12 protein-coding genes are annotated in these 16,555 nt (G+C 57.2%); 8 read left to right on the forward strand and 4 right to left on the reverse strand.

The window, feature by feature from the left end; translation table 11 throughout:
* Window positions 1-111: 111 nt before the first annotated feature.
* The 3 genes from ACI7MX_RS10275 to ACI7MX_RS10285 are packed head-to-tail and all read right to left on the reverse strand — an operon-like array spanning window position 112 to window position 3,169.
* Window positions 112-1,095, reverse strand: coding sequence for an alpha-L-glutamate ligase-like protein (locus ACI7MX_RS10275; protein ID WP_122784599.1), 984 nt, complete (start codon window positions 1,093-1,095; stop codon window positions 112-114).
* Entirely contained in the window at window positions 1,095-2,627 is a 1,533-nt protein-coding gene (locus tag ACI7MX_RS10280) for an inactive transglutaminase family protein (protein WP_314492050.1), read from the reverse strand. The genes ACI7MX_RS10275 and ACI7MX_RS10280 overlap by 1 nt, the downstream gene beginning before the upstream one ends.
* A 5-nt stretch (window positions 2,628-2,632) precedes the next feature.
* Entirely contained in the window at window positions 2,633-3,169 is a 537-nt protein-coding gene (locus ACI7MX_RS10285) for an ATP-dependent zinc protease (RefSeq protein WP_314492047.1), read from the reverse strand.
* 283 nt (window positions 3,170-3,452) lie between these two features.
* On the opposite strand from ACI7MX_RS10285, the gene ACI7MX_RS10290 reads away from it, so the two are divergent.
* From ACI7MX_RS10290 to prpD, 6 genes are all read left to right on the forward strand, one after another.
* Window positions 3,453-4,175 carry a GntR family transcriptional regulator gene (locus ACI7MX_RS10290; RefSeq protein ID WP_153376953.1) on the forward strand — a complete coding sequence of 241 codons (723 nt, stop codon included), beginning with the start codon at window positions 3,453-3,455 and terminating at the stop codon, window positions 4,173-4,175.
* Window positions 4,172-5,059: a methylisocitrate lyase gene (prpB, locus tag ACI7MX_RS10295; RefSeq protein WP_405591658.1), complete on the forward strand. Its 888-nt coding sequence runs from the start codon at window positions 4,172-4,174 to the stop codon at window positions 5,057-5,059. Before ACI7MX_RS10290 ends, prpB begins: the two co-directional genes overlap by 4 nt.
* A gap of 211 nt (window positions 5,060-5,270) precedes the next feature.
* The gene (gene prpC / locus ACI7MX_RS10300; protein WP_405591655.1) at window positions 5,271-6,398 is read left to right on the forward strand and encodes a 2-methylcitrate synthase; all 1,128 of its coding nucleotides are present in this window, start codon (window positions 5,271-5,273) and stop codon (window positions 6,396-6,398) included.
* Between the two features lie 70 nt (window positions 6,399-6,468).
* Window positions 6,469-9,060, forward strand: a complete 2,592-nt coding sequence (gene acnD, locus ACI7MX_RS10305; RefSeq protein WP_314492931.1) for a Fe/S-dependent 2-methylisocitrate dehydratase AcnD — start codon at window positions 6,469-6,471, stop codon at window positions 9,058-9,060.
* 45 nt (window positions 9,061-9,105) lie between these two features.
* Window positions 9,106-10,296, forward strand: a complete 1,191-nt coding sequence (prpF, locus tag ACI7MX_RS10310) for a 2-methylaconitate cis-trans isomerase PrpF (protein ID WP_405591651.1) — start codon at window positions 9,106-9,108, stop codon at window positions 10,294-10,296.
* A gap of 220 nt (window positions 10,297-10,516) precedes the next feature.
* The gene (gene prpD / locus ACI7MX_RS10315) at window positions 10,517-12,001 is read left to right on the forward strand and encodes a 2-methylcitrate dehydratase (RefSeq protein ID WP_405591648.1); all 1,485 of its coding nucleotides are present in this window, start codon (window positions 10,517-10,519) and stop codon (window positions 11,999-12,001) included.
* Between the two features lie 92 nt (window positions 12,002-12,093).
* Here the strand turns inward: prpD and ACI7MX_RS10320 are convergent, their stop codons facing one another.
* Window positions 12,094-12,912 (reverse strand): pyruvate, water dikinase regulatory protein, encoded by an 819-nt coding sequence (locus ACI7MX_RS10320; RefSeq protein ID WP_314493199.1) that lies wholly within the window; start codon window positions 12,910-12,912, stop codon window positions 12,094-12,096.
* Window positions 12,913-13,088: 176 nt separating this feature from the next.
* Here ACI7MX_RS10320 and ppsA point away from each other — a divergent pair, with 176 nt between their 5' ends.
* Complete coding sequence (gene ppsA / locus ACI7MX_RS10325) at window positions 13,089-15,464, forward strand: phosphoenolpyruvate synthase (protein ID WP_405591644.1); 2,376 nt, start codon at window positions 13,089-13,091, stop codon at window positions 15,462-15,464.
* A gap of 104 nt (window positions 15,465-15,568) precedes the next feature.
* Window positions 15,569-16,513: an alpha/beta fold hydrolase gene (locus ACI7MX_RS10330; RefSeq protein WP_314491738.1), complete on the forward strand. Its 945-nt coding sequence runs from the start codon at window positions 15,569-15,571 to the stop codon at window positions 16,511-16,513.
* The last annotated feature ends 42 nt before the right edge of the window (window positions 16,514-16,555 follow it).

Below are 16,555 nucleotides of genomic sequence, written 5' to 3' on the forward strand. Positions count from 1 at the left end.
GAAGCGATCGTAAAACCTGAGAGCAGAGTTTAACTGATACACCGCAGCATCTGATTTTGCGACGACTGCGTCGTCGGACGCAGCCTTCGGCAGCTGCTACGGTTTTTAGTGTCAGTCTTTCGGGTGGATATGCCCAAACAACTCCTGGGCAAAGCGCACGCGCTCTTCCGGGGTTTCCTTGATGCCTTTGGCTGCCAGTTCTTCAAGGTGGGCTTCGACGGCGTGAGTGCGCAGCGTCAGGCCGCAGTCGTTGGCAATCTGGATGTTCAGGCCAGGGCGCGCGTTGAGTTCTAGAATCAGCGGGCCTTTCTCCTGATCGAGCACCATGTCTACGCCGATATAGCCAAGACCGCACAATTCATAGCAGCCCGCCGCCAGCTTCATGAAGCCGTCCCAGTTGGGCAGTTGCACGCCGTCCACCGCGTTGGTGGTGTCAGGGTGCTTGCTGATGATGTTGTTCAACCATGTACCGCGCAGGGTCAGGCCTGTGGCCAGGTCGACGCCTACACCGATGGCGCCTTGGTGCAAATTGGCTTTGCCGCCTGATTGGCGGGTCGGCAAGCGCAACATGGCCATCACCGGGTAGCCCATCAGCACAATGATGCGAATATCCGGCACGCCTTCGTAGCTGATGCTTTTGAAGATCTGATCTGGAATCACCCGGTACTCGATCAGCGCACGGTCGCGGTGGCCGCCCAAGGAATAGAGGCCCGTCAAAATGCTCGAAATTTGATGTTCGATTTCTTCATGACTGATGATCTTGCCCGACACCGTGCGAAAGCGGTCTTCAAAGCGGTCAGCAATCACCAGAATCCCGTCACCACCCGCGCCTTGCGCAGGCTTGATCACGAAGTCGGTCCGTCCCCCGATGATGTCGTCGAGTTTCTCGATGCCCTTTTCGGTGGAGATCACGCCGTACATCTCCGGCACGTGAATGCCGGCTTCGAGGGCGCGCTCTTTGGTGATGATTTTGTCATCCACAATCGGGTACAGGCTGCGTTTGTTGTACTTGAGTACGTAGTCCGCATTGCGCCGGTTGATGCCCATGATGCCCCGGGCTTCCAGGGCCTTCCATGTCTTCCAGAGGCCAAACATCAGGAGTCAGCCTTCAAAAAGGCTTTGAAACGCACCAGCTCGGTCAGGCGGTAGCCGCGATAACGACCCATGGCCAACATAAAGCCCACGAGAATAAGCAGAACGGCCGGGAACGTGAACACGAAGTACACCAGTTCAGGGATGCTCATGACCAGATACGCCAGGGTGGCAGCAAACAGGGTGCCGATGGCGACTTTCATGGCGTGTCCGCCGCCGCGCTCTTCCCAGGTAATCGACAGGCGCTCAATGGTCATGGTCAAAATCACCATCGGGAACAGAGCCACAGAGAGCCCGCGTTCAAGGCCCAGCTTGTGGCTGAACAGGCTGATGGCGGCGATCAGTATCACCACGAAGGTCAGCACGACTGAAAGTCGCGGCAACATTTGCAGCTTCAGGTGCTCAAGATAAGACCGCAACATCAACCCGAGTGCCGTTATCACCGTAAACAGGATGATGCCAAACTCCAGTTGGGTTTCGCGGAACGCCAATGCAATCAGCACCGGGGTGAAGGTGCCCAGGGTTTGCAAGCCGATCAGGTTGCGCAGTACCAGAATGACCAGCACGCCAATCGGGATCATGACCATGATCATGAACGTTTGCTGCGTTTGCAGCGGCAAGCCATACAGCGAGTATTCAAGGAAGTTGGCGTCGGTGTTCTCGTCGGTCAGCTTGGCCAAACGAATGGCGTTCATTTCGCTGTTGCTCAGGCTGAACGTCACGTTGGCTTTCTTGCCGCCATCCACAGTGACCATCGGCTCATCGCCCGTCCACCACAGCAGGCGGTCAGCCGGCAGGCCTTGCTCGCCGGTTTCCGGGTTGAAATACAGCCAGTCGTTGCCGTTGAAGCTGCGCAACCACAATTCGGGGGTTTGCGGCTGATCAGCCACCAAGCGGATCGTGTGGACTTGTTCCATCGGGACGTGGGCAATCGACAGCAGCAACTCGATGACCTGAGCTTTATGTGCAGTGGAAGGGTCGCCCGCCAGCAGCAGCTTTACGTTGTCATCGCTGGGGTTGTTGACCCGCTTGATGGTCTCGCTGATAAAGGTTTCGACATCGGCCGAGTGCTGGCGAATGGGAGCCAACAACGCTTCGGCGGCGATTTTCTCAGGGCCTTCGACAGCGATGCTGTCGCGGAAGACCGGGCCTTTAACCTTGGTTTTGTCGCCCGAGTAGCGTTTGGTCAGCACCAGGCGGTAATACAGGGTTTGCTTGCCACTGACCCGGCGTGCCGACCAGGTAACTTTGCGGTTGCCGTCTACCCGGTTAACGCTCACGCCGTAATTATTGGAGATAAAGCTTTCATTGAGGCTCACGTAGTCGCGGTTAAGCGGCGGCACGAACATCTGAACTTTGACCGGGTCTTTTGAACTGGCGACGAACTCGACCTTGGCATCGATGTTCCACAGGTCGTCGGTAGCGTCTTCGGTCACAGGAATGCCGAGGGCGAAAATCTGATAAGCAGTGATCGAAATCCCGAGTACCACCAAAATGGTGATCAAGATTTTCAGATGAAGGGTTAGCGCACGCATTTCAATTACTCTGCGGTTTGAGCGTTGGCGACACAGGCAGGTTTGCCAGCAGCATATTTAAGACTTGGGTCGACCAGCGCATCAAAGCGTTTAAGCGCTTCGGAGCCGATCAGCAGCGGGTATTGGAACGCACTTCGGTCAGTCAAGTTCACTTCTATCGTACGTAAAGCTTTGCCCATACAAATTTCCAGGTTGATCACCGGGCGCGATGTGTAGTTCTTGTCGGCTTGCGGGTCATAGTCACCAGAGCGGCGTTTGATCTTGCTGACGCGGGCCAGCGGGCGTTCTATGGGGTGCGAGTGGGCGTCATCGATGGCCAGATAAAAGCGCACCCAGCTCTCGCCATCGCGCTTGAAGCGTTTGATGTCGCGTGCGCTGAGTGAAGCCGTTTTAGCGCCCGTGTCGAGTTTGGCGGCGACTTGCAGGTCAATGCCCGCCAGTTCAGCGTATTCGTTGAGACCGTACACGGTCTTTTCGGCACCCAAGCTCAGGCTCGGCAGGCATAGCAGGGAAAGAAGGGCAGACAGGGTGAGAAATTTCATAAATCGGGGCGTGGTCTCTTGCAATCTTCAGTTCAAGGCGACTGGCAGGAGCGCAAGTGTCCTCGTGCGGCTGCTCTCTATAAAGAAGGGCAGGGCGGATGCGGGCGGCATTCTAGCATGATGGTTTTATGGCGCCAGCGTCGAGGCGGTTCCCGATACTCATTGTGGTTGTCGATGCAACCAAGGTCGAATACTTAGATTGTCGACAATATCTATTTATGTTTTGACTATTGCTGCTTGAATCGCTAGTTTTGGCACTATTGATTTTCAAGGTGTCGACAATATGCTGCAAGCACTGGATTCTGATCTGAACGTTCAGGACGATTCGGAAACCCTTTCCGAGAACGTCTTCAGGCGGATTCAGGCGGCTATTGTCAAAGGCGAAATCGCCCCCGGCAGCAAAATCTCCGAGCCTGAGCTGGCGCGCACTTATGGCATCAGCCGCGGGCCGTTGCGCGAAGCCATTCACCGGCTTGAAGGGCAGCGCTTGCTGGTGCGCGTCCCCCATGTTGGCGCGCGAGTCGTGTCCTTGAGCCACGCCGAGCTGATCGAGCTCTACGAAATTCGTGAGTCTCTGGAAGGCATGGCCTGCCGCCTTGCGGCCGAACGCATGAGCGACGAAGACATTGCCGAGTTGCGCCGCGTACTCGAAACCCATGAGCGCGATGAGGCGTTTCAAGCCGGTGTCGGTTACTACCAGCAGGAAGGCGACTTCGATTTTCATTACAAGATTATTCAAGGCAGCGGCAACCGCACGCTGACCCAAATGCTCTGCGGCGAGCTGTACCAATTGGTGCGCATGTACCGCATCCAGTTCTCCACCACCCCCAACCGCCCGCATCAGGCGTTTGCCGAGCATCACCGCATTCTTGATGCCATTGCCGACCGCGACGGTGAGTTGGCCGAATTATTGATGCGCCGTCATATCGGCGCTTCTAAACGCAACATTGCGCGTCATTACCAAGACAGCGCCCAGCAGACAGCCACTCCACGAGGTGAGTCATGAGCAATAAAAACAGTCCAGGCCAACGTTTCCGTGATGCAGTCGCCAGTGAACATCCGCTGCAAGTGGTGGGCGCGATCAACGCCAACCATGCGCTGTTAGCCAAGCGCGCCGGTTTCAAGGCGATCTACCTGTCGGGTGGCGGGGTGGCTGCAGGGTCTTTGGGCGTGCCGGACCTTGGCATCACCGGTCTTGATGATGTGCTGACCGATGTTCGCCGCATCACCGACGTGTGCGACCTGCCGTTGCTTGTCGATGTCGACACCGGTTTTGGCTCCTCATTTTTCAACGTGTCGCGCACCGTTAAATCGATGATCAAGTTCGGCGCGGCGGCGATTCACATCGAAGACCAAGTGGGCGCTAAACGTTGCGGTCATCGTCCGAATAAAGAAATCGTCTCGCTGCAAGAAATGGTCGATCGCATCAAGGCGGCAGTCGATGCACGCACCGATGACCGCTTTGTGATCATGGCGCGAACTGATGCGCTGGCGGTGGAAGGTCTGGAGTCGGCGCTTGAGCGTGCGGCGGCGTGTGTGGAAGCGGGCGCAGACATGGTGTTCCCGGAAGCCATCACCGAGCTTGAGATGTACAAGCTGTTTGCCAATCGGGTGAAGGCGCCGATTTTGGCCAATATCACCGAGTTCGGCGCGACGCCGTTGTACACCACCGAGCAATTGGCCAGCGCCGACGTATCGCTGGCGCTGTACCCGTTGTCGGCGTTCCGTGCCATGAACAAAGCGGCGGAAAACGTCTACGGCGCAATCCGACGCGACGGCACCCAGCAAAACGTCATCGACACCATGCAAACCCGCATGGAACTGTACGACGCCATCAACTACCACGCTTTCGAGCAAAAGCTCGATGCGGTATTTGCCGGGAAGAAATAATTAAACGCCCGTAATACCTGTAGCCGCTGTCGAGCGAAGCGAAGGCTGCGATCGAGCGCGAAGCGGTCGTAAGATCGCAAGGTGTGGTCTGTCTGAACGGTTGAGTCGCTTGGTGTGCGGCCGCTTCGCAGCCGATCGCAGCCTTAGCTTCGCTCGACAGCGGCTACAAAAATTTGCCTTATCCCTAACAAATTCAAGATTGGAGAGCGCAATGGCCGAAGCAAAAGTTTTGAGTGGTGCCGGATTACGCGGCCAAGTGGCCGGTCAGACGGCCTTGTCGACCGTAGGTCAAGAAGGCGCCGGGCTCACTTATCGGGGGTATGACGTTCGCGAACTGGCAGCCGATGCTCAGTTCGAAGAAGTGGCTTACCTGCTGCTGTACGGCGAACTGCCTACCAAGGCCGAGCTGGCTGACTACACGGCCAAGCTCAAAACCCTGCGTGATTTGCCGCAGGCGTTGAAAGAAGTACTGGAGCGCATTCCTGCCGACGCGCACCCGATGGACGTGATGCGTACCGGTTGTTCGTTCCTGGGCAACCTGGAGCCGGAGAAAGACTTTTCCGAACAACTGGACAAGACCAATCGCCTGCTGGCTACCTTCCCGGCGATCATGTGCTACTGGTATCGCTTCAGCCACGATGGCAAACGCATCAGCTGCGTGACCGACGAAGACTCGATGGCTGGTCACTTCCTGCACTTGCTGCACGATAAAAAGCCGAGCGAGTTGCACGTCAAAGTGATGAACGTGTCGCTGATCCTTTATGCCGAGCATGAGTTCAATGCGTCCACGTTCACGGCGCGTGTCTGTGCATCGACCTTGTCCGACCTGTACTCCTGCATCACGGCGGCCATCGGTTCGTTGCGTGGCCCGCTGCACGGTGGTGCGAACGAGGCAGCGATGGAAATGATCGAGCGTTTCGGCTCGGCCGAAGAGGCCGTGCAGGGCACCCTCGGCATGCTGGCGCGCAAAGACAAGATCATGGGCTTTGGTCATGCCATCTATAAGGACAGTGACCCGCGTAACGAAGTGATCAAGCAATGGTCGAAAAAGCTGGCGGATCAAGTCGGTGACACGGTGCTGTTTCCAGTATCGGAAGCCATTGATAAAACCATGTGGGAACAGAAAAAGTTATTCCCGAACGCTGATTTCTACCATGCCTCGGCGTACCACTTCATGGGCATTCCGACCAAGCTGTTTACCCCCATCTTTGTGTGTTCACGCCTGACAGGCTGGGCCGCACACGTGTTCGAGCAGCGAGCCAACAATCGCATCATCCGCCCTAGCGCCGAATACACCGGCGTCGAACAGCGCAAGTTCGTATTAATCGAACGTCGCTGACCAGCAGGGCGCCTCGTCACGCCTCATCGGCGGTGCGCCCTCAGACCTAACCGTGATCGAGCCCTACGCCATGAACACTGAATTTCGCAAAACACTACCGGGCACCCGGCTGGATTATTTCGACACCCGCGCGGCAGTCGATGCGATCAAGCCCGGGGCTTATGACACGCTTCCTTACACCTCCCGCGTGCTGGCCGAAAACCTGGTGCGGCGCTGTGACCCCGCGACCCTGAATGCCTCGTTGAGCCAGTTGATTGATCGCAAGCGCGACCTCGACTTTCCGTGGTTCCCGGCCCGCGTGGTGTGTCACGACATTCTGGGGCAAACCGCGCTGGTTGACCTCGCGGGTCTGCGCGATGCCATCGCGCTACAAGGCGGCGACCCGGCACAAGTGAACCCGGTGGTGCCGACCCAACTGATCGTCGATCACTCGCTGGCTGTGGAATGTGGCGGGAATGATCCCGAGGCGTTTGAAAAAAACCGCGCCATTGAAGACCGTCGCAACGAAGACCGCTTTCACTTTATCGAGTGGACCAAAAAGGCCTTTAAAAACGTCGACGTGATCCCGCCCGGCAACGGCATCATGCACCAGATCAACCTGGAGAAAATGTCCCCGGTGATTCAAGTGCGTGACGGTGTGGCCTTCCCCGACACCTGCGTGGGCACCGACAGTCACACCCCCCACGTTGATTCGCTGGGTGTGATCGCCATTGGCGTCGGTGGTCTTGAAGCCGAAAGCGTGATGCTCGGTCGGGCCTCATGGATGCGCCTGCCAGAAATCGTTGGCGTAGCGCTGACCGGCAAGTTGCAACCGGGCATTACCGCGACGGACATGGTCTTGGCGCTGACCGAGTTTCTGCGCAAACAAAAAGTTGTCGGTGCCTGGCTCGAATTCTATGGCGAAGGCGCTGCGGCCCTGACATTGGGCGACCGTGCGACCATTTCCAACATGGCCCCGGAATACGGCGCCACAGCGGCAATGTTCTATATCGACCAGCAAACCATCGATTACCTCAAGCTCACGGGCCGCGAAGACCAGCAAGTTCAACTGGTCGAAAATTATGCCAAGGTCAGCGGCCTGTGGGGCGACAGCCTCAAGGACGCGCAATATGAGCGCAACCTGAGCTTTGATCTGTCATCCGTGGTGCGCAACATGGCCGGCCCGAGCAACCCGCACGCCCGTGTAGCCACCAGCGATCTGGCAGCCAAAGGCATTGCCGGTCAGTGGGACAATGTGCCGGGGCAAATGCCGGATGGGGCTGTGATCATTGCGGCCATCACCAGTTGCACCAACACCAGTAACCCGCGCAACGTGATTGCCGCCGGTTTGATCGCCCGTAACGCCAACAAACTGGGCCTGGCCCGCAAACCGTGGGTTAAATCGTCGCTGGCGCCGGGTTCGAAAACCGTGGCCCTGTACCTGGATGAGGCGGGGCTGACCGATGAACTGGAGCAGTTAGGCTTTGGTGTCGTCGGGTTTGCCTGCACCACCTGCAATGGCATGTCCGGTGCACTGGACCCGAAGATCCAGCAGGAAATCATCGACCGCGACCTTTACGCCACCGCCGTACTGTCGGGCAACCGCAACTTTGACGGGCGCATCCACCCCTACGCCAAGCAGGCCTTTTTGGCCTCGCCGCCATTGGTCGTCGCGTATGCGATTGCTGGCACCATCCGTTTCGATATCGAAAAGGACGTGTTGGGCCTCGATGCCCACGGCAATGAAATCCGCCTGAAGGACATCTGGCCGAGCGACGAAGAAATCGACGCCGTGGTCAAGGCAGCCGTTAAGCCTGAGCAATTCCGTCAAGTCTATATCCCGATGTTTGCGATACACGAAGACACCGGCCCCAAAGTTGAGCCGCTGTACAACTGGCGCCCACAAAGCACGTACATCCGTCGCCCGCCTTACTGGGAAGGCGCCTTGGCCGGTGCGCGTCCGCTTAAAGGCATGCGCCCGCTGGCAGTGTTGCCGGACAACATCACCACTGACCATTTGTCGCCGTCCAACGCGATCATGCTCGACAGTGCGGCAGGTGAGTACCTGGCGAAAATGGGCCTGCCCGAGGTCGACTTCAACTCATACGCGACCCATCGGGGCGATCACCTGACGGCCCAGCGTGCGACCTTTGCCAACCCCAAATTATTCAATGAAATGGTCATCGAAGACGGTAAGGTCAAGCAGGGTTCTCTGACCCGTCTGGAGCCTGAAGGCCAGGTGATGCGCATGTGGGAGGCCATCGAAACCTACATGGACCGCAAACAGCCGCTGATCATCATTGCCGGTGCCGACTATGGACAAGGCTCCTCCCGCGATTGGGCGGCCAAAGGCGTCCGGCTGGCCGGGGTTGAAGCCATCGCGGCCGAAGGCTTCGAGCGCATTCACCGCACCAACCTGGTGGGCATGGGTGTGTTGCCGCTGGAGTTCATGCCGGGCACTGACCGTAAAACGCTGCAAATTGACGGCAGCGAAACCTATGACGTTATCGGTGAGCGCACGCCACGTGCCACGTTGACGCTGGTGATTACCCGTAAAAACGGTGAACGCGTCGAGGTGCCGGTGACCTGCCGTCTGGATACAGCAGAAGAAGTGTCAATCTATGAAGCCGGGGGCGTGTTGCAACGTTTTGCTCAGGACTTCCTGGAATCGGCCACGGCTTAATTGCAGTGCCGGGGCCAAGTGCCCCGGCCTTTAAAGGATTTTTTTATGGCCTACGCAGCACAAATCAAAATCCCCGCCACCTATATGCGTGGCGGCACCAGCAAAGGGGTTTTTTTCAGCCTGCTCGACTTGCCAGCTGTTGCTCAGGTGCCGGGTGCCGCCCGCGATGCCTTGCTGTTGCGCGTCATCGGCAGCCCAGACCCGTATGAAAAGCAGATCGACGGCATGGGGGCGGCGACCTCCAGCACCAGCAAAACCGTGATCGTGAGCAAAAGTGCCCACGCGGATCACGATGTGGACTATCTGTTTGGCCAGGTCGCCATCGACAAGCCGTTTGTCGACTGGAGCGGTAACTGCGGCAACCTCTCGGCTGCCGTCGGTTCGTTTGCCATTAGCAGCGGTCTGGTGGACGCGGCGCGTATCCCGCATAACGGCACGGCTGTGGTGCGAATCTGGCAAGCCAACATCAGTAAAACCATTATTGCTCATGTGCCGATTACCGATGGCGCGGTTCAGGAAACCGGTGACTTTGAGCTTGATGGCGTGACTTTTCCGGCCGCTGAAGTGCAGCTTGAGTTTCTGAACCCGGCGGCGGACGAAGAGGGGGCAGGCGGTTCAATGTTTCCGACCGGCAATCTGGTGGATGATCTGGAGGTGCCAGGCGTGGGCACCCTGAACGTGACCCTGATCAATGCGGGCATCCCGACGATCTTCGTCAATGCACGGGATGTGGGGTACACCGGTGCTGAACTGCAAGACGACATTAACAGCGACCCGAAAGCGCTGGCCATGTTCGAAACCATCCGCGCCCACGGTGCGTTGCGCATGGGGTTGATTGACCGGCTTGAAGAAGCGGCCAAGCGTCAGCACACCCCTAAAGTGGCGTTTGTTGCTGGGCCTTTGGATTACGTGTCGTCCAGCGGCAAACCGGTCAGCGCGCAGAGTGTTGACCTGCTGGTGCGAGCGTTGTCGATGGGTAAGTTGCATCACGCGATGATGGGCACGGCGGCGGTGGCCATTGGTACAGCGGCTGCGATCCCCGGCACGCTGGTCAACCTTGCAGCGGGCGGTGAACAACGCAGTGCCGTGCGTTTCGGACATCCGTCAGGAACATTGCGCGTTGGTGCGCAAGCGCAGCGAGTGAACGGTGAATGGACGGTCACTAAAGCGATCATGAGCCGCAGCGCGCGGGTCTTGATGGAAGGTTGGGTGCGAGTGCCCGGCGATTCGTTTTGATGGCGTAAACCCTCACCCCAACCCTCTCCCAGAGGGAGAGGGGGCTGATGGGTGGTTATGCACCGATCCGCTCTTGCCTTTAGTCCCCTCTCCCTCTGGGAGAGGGCTAGGGTGAGGGAATGCTTCAACACTGATTTTAAGCGGGCACTCCAGACCCGCCTGTTAACGACCTGCCTGAGGATTAACCCACGTTTCAATAATGCCTGCTGGAGACTGCCCCATGAGCGCCAACGTCGACCTCAACAACCGTCCTGACTATGACCAGGTTTTGCAGGACATTGCCGACTATGTTCTGACCTACACCATCACCTCGCCTGAAGCCCTCGACACCGCCCGTAACTGCCTGATGGACACCTTGGGTTGCGGCTTGCTGGCGCTACGTTTTCCTGAATGCACCAAGCACTTGGGGCCCATTGTGGAAGGTACCGTGGTGCCGTTCGGGGCGCGTGTGCCCGGCACCTCCTTTCGCCTCGACCCGGTCAAAGCCGCGTGGGACATCGGCTGCATCGTGCGCTGGCTGGATTACAACGACACGTGGCTGGCGGCCGAGTGGGGCCATCCTTCGGACAATCTGGGCGGTATTTTGGCGGTGGCCGATCATCTGTCGCAAAAACGCGTGGCCAACGGCGAAACGCCACTGACCATGCGCGCGGTCCTTGAGGCCATGATCATGGCCCATGAGATTCAAGGCGTCATTGCTCTGGAAAACTCATTCAACCGTGTTGGCCTCGACCATGTTCTGTTGGTCAAGGTCGCTTCAACGGCGGTCTGTGCCAAGCTGATGGGCGCTAACCGCGAGCAATTATTGTCGGCGTTGTCCCATGCGTTTGTGGATGGCCAAGCCCTGCGCACTTACCGCCATGCGCCGAATGCGGGGTCGCGTAAATCTTGGGCGGCGGGGGATGCTTCAAGCCGCGGCGTGCGCCTGGCAGACATTGCCATGCGCGGCGAAATGGGCGTGCCGGGTGTGCTCACCGCGCCACAGTGGGGCTTTTACGATGTGCTGTTCAGTCACACCAACAAGGATTTGGCGCTCAAACCTGAAAATCAGCGTCACTTACGGTTGTCGCAGCCTTACGGCACCTATGTAATGGAAAACGTGCTGTTCAAGATCAGCTTCCCGGCCGAGTTTCATGCGCAAACAGCCTGCGAGGCGGCCGTGACCTTACACCCGGAGGTCAAGGATCGCCTGCACGAAATCGCCAAAATCGTAATTACAACCCACGAATCAGCGATTCGGATCATTTCCAAACAAGGAAAATTAGCCAACGCGGCAGACCGTGATCATTGCCTTCAATACATGACAGCTGTCCCTCTGGCGTTTGGCAATCTGGTGGCGGAGCACTATGAGGATGAGTTTCATGCGGCGCATCCCATCATTGATGAGCTGCGCGAGAAGATGGAGATCGTTGAAGACCCGCGTTTTACCCGTGAATACCTGGAGGCGGATAAACGCTCGATAGCCAACGCCATTCAGGTGTTTTTCAACGATGGCACCTGCACCGGGCAAATAGTTGTGCAATACCCGATAGGCCATCGCCGTCGCCGTGCTCAAGGCATTCCATTACTGGAGGACAAGTTCAAGGCCAACCTGGCGACGCGATTTGTGGGGCAGCGTTGCACCAAGATTTTTGCGCTGTGCAAGGATCAGGCAAGGCTTGAGGCGATGCCTGTTCATACGTTTGTGGGGCTCTTTGAGCAGTAAAAACAGTTGTAAGCGGCAAGCTGCAAGAAAAAACAGGCAGGGCGCAATCTGATTTCAACTGCCAGCTTGTGGCTAAAAGCTGGCAGTTCGTTTTATTTGAAGCGCCGCTCTACGCCTTTCTCAACCAGAATTTTCGCCGAGATTTCTTCGACCGAGAAATGCGTGGAGTTGATATGCGGGATGTTCTCACGCTGGAACAAACGCTCGACCTCGCGCACTTCAAATTCGCACTGGGCGTAGCTGGAGTATTGGCTGTTAGGCTTGCGCTCGTTGCGAATGGCGGTCAGGCGATCAGGGTCGATGGTCAGGCCAAACAACTTGTGTTTGTGTGCCTTTAACGCCGGAGGAAGCTTGAGGCTTTCCATGTCGTCATCAGTCAGCGGGTAGTTGGCCGCGCGTATGCCGAATTGCATGGCCATATAAAGGCAGGTCGGGGTTTTACCGCAGCGTGAGACACCTACCAGGATCAGGTCGGCCTTGTCGTATTTATGTGTACGTGCGCCATCGTCATTGTCGAGGGCAAAGTTGACCGCCTCGATACGCTCCATGTAGTTGGAGTTATGGCCAATAGAGTGGGATTTTCCCACTGAATAGGAAGAATGCTCCGCCAGCTCTTGCTCCAGCGGGGCAAGAAAGCTGGAAAAGATGTCGATCATGAAACCATTGGACGTGGCAAGAATCTCACGGATGTCCTGATTGACGATGGTGTCGAAAATAATCGGGCGAACCCCGTCTTTTTCGGCGGCATTGTTGATTTGTTGTACCATTGCCCGCGCTTTTTCGGCGTTGTCGATGTACGGACGGGTGAACTTGCTGAAGGTCACATTTTCGAATTGTGCCAACAAACTCTGGCCCAAGGTCTCGGCGGTAATGCCGGTGCCATCGGAGATAAAGAAAGCAGATCGTTTCATTTGCGCTTGGGCCTTAAGCTGGTGACGAATCTTGGATATGATAGGTAAGATTTTGTTGCACTACATAACAGGCAGTTTCACTTATTTTCCAGGTCCAGGCCACACTCGCTGCGATGCTCCCTAGATGAGTATTCAGCGCCCTGAGCTTTTCCAACACAGTTAGTGGAGAGATCACCTTGGTAGAGTACGTAGTTTCCCTCGATAAGCTCGGCGCCCATGACGTAGAGCACGTAGGGGGCAAGAACGCATCCCTCGGCGAGATGATCAGTAATCTTGCAGGCGCTGGTGTTTCGGTTCCCGGTGGTTTTGCCACGACTTCCCAGGCGTACCGTGATTTTCTTGAGCTGAGCGGCTTGAACGATCAGATCCATGCAGCGCTCGACGCGCTGGACGTCGATGACGTTAACGCACTGGCCAAAACCGGCGCGCAGATCCGCCAATGGATCATGGAAGCCGAGTTCCCGGAGACACTTAACGAAGCCATTCGTACGGCGTTCGCTACCTTGTCCAGCGGCAACCCTGATATGGCGGTGGCTGTACGCTCGTCAGCGACGGCCGAAGACTTGCCGGACGCGTCCTTTGCCGGTCAGCAAGAAACCTTTCTGAACATCCGTGGCGTTGAAAACGTGATTCGTGCAACCAAAGAGGTGTTTGCCTCTTTGTTCAACGATCGGGCGATTTCCTACCGCGTGCATCAGGGCTTTGACCACAAACTGGTCGCTCTGTCGGCGGGCGTGCAGCGCATGGTGCGCTCTGAAACCGGCACTGCGGGCGTGATGTTTACCCTGGACACCGAGTCGGGCTTTCGTGATGTAGTGTTCATCACCGGCGCCTACGGATTGGGTGAAACCGTCGTTCAAGGCGCGGTAAACCCGGACGAATTCTACGTTCACAAGCAAACCCTTGAAGCGGGTCGTCCTGCCATTTTGCGCCGCAATCTGGGCAGCAAAGCAATCAAGATGATTTACGGCGCCGAAGCCAGTGCCGGCAAGTCGGTAAAGGTGATCGACGTTGATCAGGCCGACCGTGCACGCTTCTGCCTCACTGACGCCGAAGTCGGCGAGCTGGCCAAGCAAGCCATGATCATCGAAAAGCACTACAAGTGCCCGATGGACATTGAATGGGCCAAAGACGGCGATGACGGCAAGCTGTACATCGTTCAGGCACGCCCTGAAACCGTGAAAAGCCGCAGTGCCGGCAATGTCATGGAGCGCTACCTGCTCAAAGAAACCGGCACCGTGCTGGTTGAAGGTCGCGCCATTGGCCAGCGTATTGGTGCGGGCAAGGTGCGCATCATTAAAGACGTGTCCGAGATGGACAAAGTGCAGCCGGGCGATGTACTGGTTTCCGACATGACCGACCCGGATTGGGAGCCGGTGATGAAACGTGCCAGCGCCATTGTCACCAACCGTGGCGGGCGCACCTGTCATGCGGCGATCATCGCCCGTGAATTGGGTATTCCGGCTGTGGTTGGTTGTGGCAACGCCACTCAACTGTTGAAAGACGGTCAGGGTGTGACAGTGTCCTGTGCTGAAGGCGACACCGGGTTTATCTTTGAAGGCGAACTGGGCTTCGACATCAAGAAAAACTCCGTCGATGCCATGCCGGAACTGCCGTTCAAGATCATGATGAACGTCGGCAACCCCGACCGTGCCTTTGACTTCGCGCAGTTACCGAACGCGGGTGTGGGCCTGGCTCGTCTGGAGTTCATCATTAACCGCATGATCGGCGTGCACCCTAAAGCGCTGCTGAACTACGACGGTCTGCCGCCGGAAATCAAGAACAGCGTCGACAAACGAATCGCGGGCTACGACGATCCGGTCGGTTTCTACGTTGAAAAACTGGTTGAAGGCATTAGCACGCTGGCAGCTGCTTTTACCCCGAAAAAAGTCATCGTGCGCCTGTCGGACTTCAAGTCCAACGAGTACGCCAACTTGATCGGCGGCAAGTTGTACGAGCCGGAAGAGGAAAACCCGATGTTGGGCTTCCGCGGTGCGTCGCGCTACATCAGCGAAAACTTCCGTGACTGCTTCGAGCTTGAATGCCGCGCGCTCAAGCGTGTGCGTGAGGAGATGGGTTTCACCAACGTCGAAATCATGGTGCCGTTTGTGCGCACGTTGGGCGAGGCAAGCCAAGTGATCGACTTGCTGGCCGAAAACGGCCTCAAGCGCGGCGAAAACGGCCTGCGCATCATCATGATGTGTGAACTGCCGTCCAACGCGATTTTGGCCGAAGAGTTCCTGGAGTTTTTCGACGGTTTCTCCATCGGCTCCAACGACCTGACTCAGCTAACCCTGGGTCTGGACCGTGACTCCGGTGTGATTGCACACTTGTTTGATGAGCGTAACCCGGCGGTGAAAAAGCTGCTGTCCAACGCTATTCAGGCGTGCAACAAAGCAGGCAAGTACATCGGTATTTGCGGTCAGGGCCCTTCCGATCACCCGGATCTGGCACGCTGGCTAATGGATCAGGGCATTGAAAGTGTGTCGTTGAACCCTGATACCGTGCTGGAAACCTGGTTCTTCCTGGCAGAAGGTCAAGCGCACGCTTGAGTCGTTGAGAGGAGGGCGGGGACGCCAATGGCGTGCCTTGCTCTTTATAAGCAGTGCTAGGGCGAGCTCCTGTGCGGAGTCGCCCTTTTTTGTGCAAGAGCATTATGCAAAGCAGCAGTCATCTTTTTCCCGTTGCCCTGATCAGCGCTGAGCGTCGGGGCGATCTGAGCGAAGACGTTTATCGCTTGAAACCTGCCAACAGCCCCGATATCTCCGTAGAGCTGGTGGTTACCCGTCTTGGGCTGGCTAACGCGGGTTGCGCGCGTGGCGTACCGGTCATTCTGTTGCATGGCAGTTTTTCCAATCGGCGTTTCTGGTACTCGCCCAAAGGGGTGGGGCTTGGCGCCTTTTTGGCACGTGCCGGTTTTGATGTGTGGCTGCCCGAGATGCGCGGTCATGGCTTGTCAGCTCGCAATACTCACTGGAACAAGAACCGCGTAGCCGACTATGCCCGTTACGACTTGCCCGCAATAGGTGCGTTTGTAAGGGAGCTAAGTGGGCAAACGCCACATTGGATCGGCCATTCCCAAGGCGGCATCAGCCTTGCGGCAGCGCTTGGTGGCCACTATTTAAGTAATGACCTGGTGGCGTCGGCGGCATTTTTTGGTACTCAGATTAATCGCCGCTATGGGTGGCTGAAACTCCCGCCTGTGCAGTGGTGTGCCTATTTAATACTCAAGCGCTTCAAGTATCTGTCTGGCACGAGACTAAAGCGCGGGCCAGAGGATGAGCCAGTCAGCATCGCGCTGGAAACCTTGCGCTGGAATGGCTTTTTGGGTCGTTTCAAGGACGCAGAGCGGGACTGGTGGGCAGGTCTGGCCGAAGTGCAGGTGCCGGTTCTGGTGGTCGCCGCGGCAGGAGACAGGCTGACGCCCGAGTGGGCGTGCCGAAAACTGTACGATCAATTGGGCTCCTCGCAGCGCACCTTTGTCGCGCTCGGCCGCGAGCATGGTTTCAGTGCCGATTTCAGTCACGTCGAAATGCTCGTCAGTCAGCCTGCTCAAACAGAAGTATGGCCCTTGGTACGTGATTGGTTGCGTGATTGCTAAAAGCGGGACCGCTGCGCAGCCCATCGCAGCCTCGTTCCTCGA

It is taken from the genome of Pseudomonas sp. 2024-210 (assembly GCF_045062345.1).
Lineage (GTDB): Bacteria > Pseudomonadota > Gammaproteobacteria > Pseudomonadales > Pseudomonadaceae > Aquipseudomonas.

Bases quoted from the DNA above. Each gene is read 5' to 3' on its own strand.
- ACI7MX_RS10290 (WP_153376953.1), top strand. From the start codon at position 3,453: ATGCTGCAAGCACTGGATTCTGATCTGAACGTTCAGGACGATTCGGAA.
- prpB (WP_405591658.1), top strand. From the start codon at position 4,172: ATGAGCAATAAAAACAGTCCAGGCCAACGTTTCCGTGATGCAGTCGCC.
- ACI7MX_RS10285 (WP_314492047.1), bottom strand. From the start codon at position 3,169: ATGAAATTTCTCACCCTGTCTGCCCTTCTTTCCCTGCTATGCCTGCCG.
- prpD (WP_405591648.1), top strand. From the start codon at position 10,517: ATGAGCGCCAACGTCGACCTCAACAACCGTCCTGACTATGACCAGGTT.
- ACI7MX_RS10330 (WP_314491738.1), top strand. From the start codon at position 15,569: ATGCAAAGCAGCAGTCATCTTTTTCCCGTTGCCCTGATCAGCGCTGAG.
- ACI7MX_RS10275 (WP_122784599.1), bottom strand. From the start codon at position 1,095: ATGTTTGGCCTCTGGAAGACATGGAAGGCCCTGGAAGCCCGGGGCATC.
- acnD (WP_314492931.1), top strand. From the start codon at position 6,469: ATGAACACTGAATTTCGCAAAACACTACCGGGCACCCGGCTGGATTAT.
- ACI7MX_RS10320 (WP_314493199.1), bottom strand. From the start codon at position 12,912: ATGAAACGATCTGCTTTCTTTATCTCCGATGGCACCGGCATTACCGCC.
- prpC (WP_405591655.1), top strand. From the start codon at position 5,271: ATGGCCGAAGCAAAAGTTTTGAGTGGTGCCGGATTACGCGGCCAAGTG.
- prpF (WP_405591651.1), top strand. From the start codon at position 9,106: ATGGCCTACGCAGCACAAATCAAAATCCCCGCCACCTATATGCGTGGC.
- ACI7MX_RS10280 (WP_314492050.1), bottom strand. From the start codon at position 2,627: ATGCGTGCGCTAACCCTTCATCTGAAAATCTTGATCACCATTTTGGTG.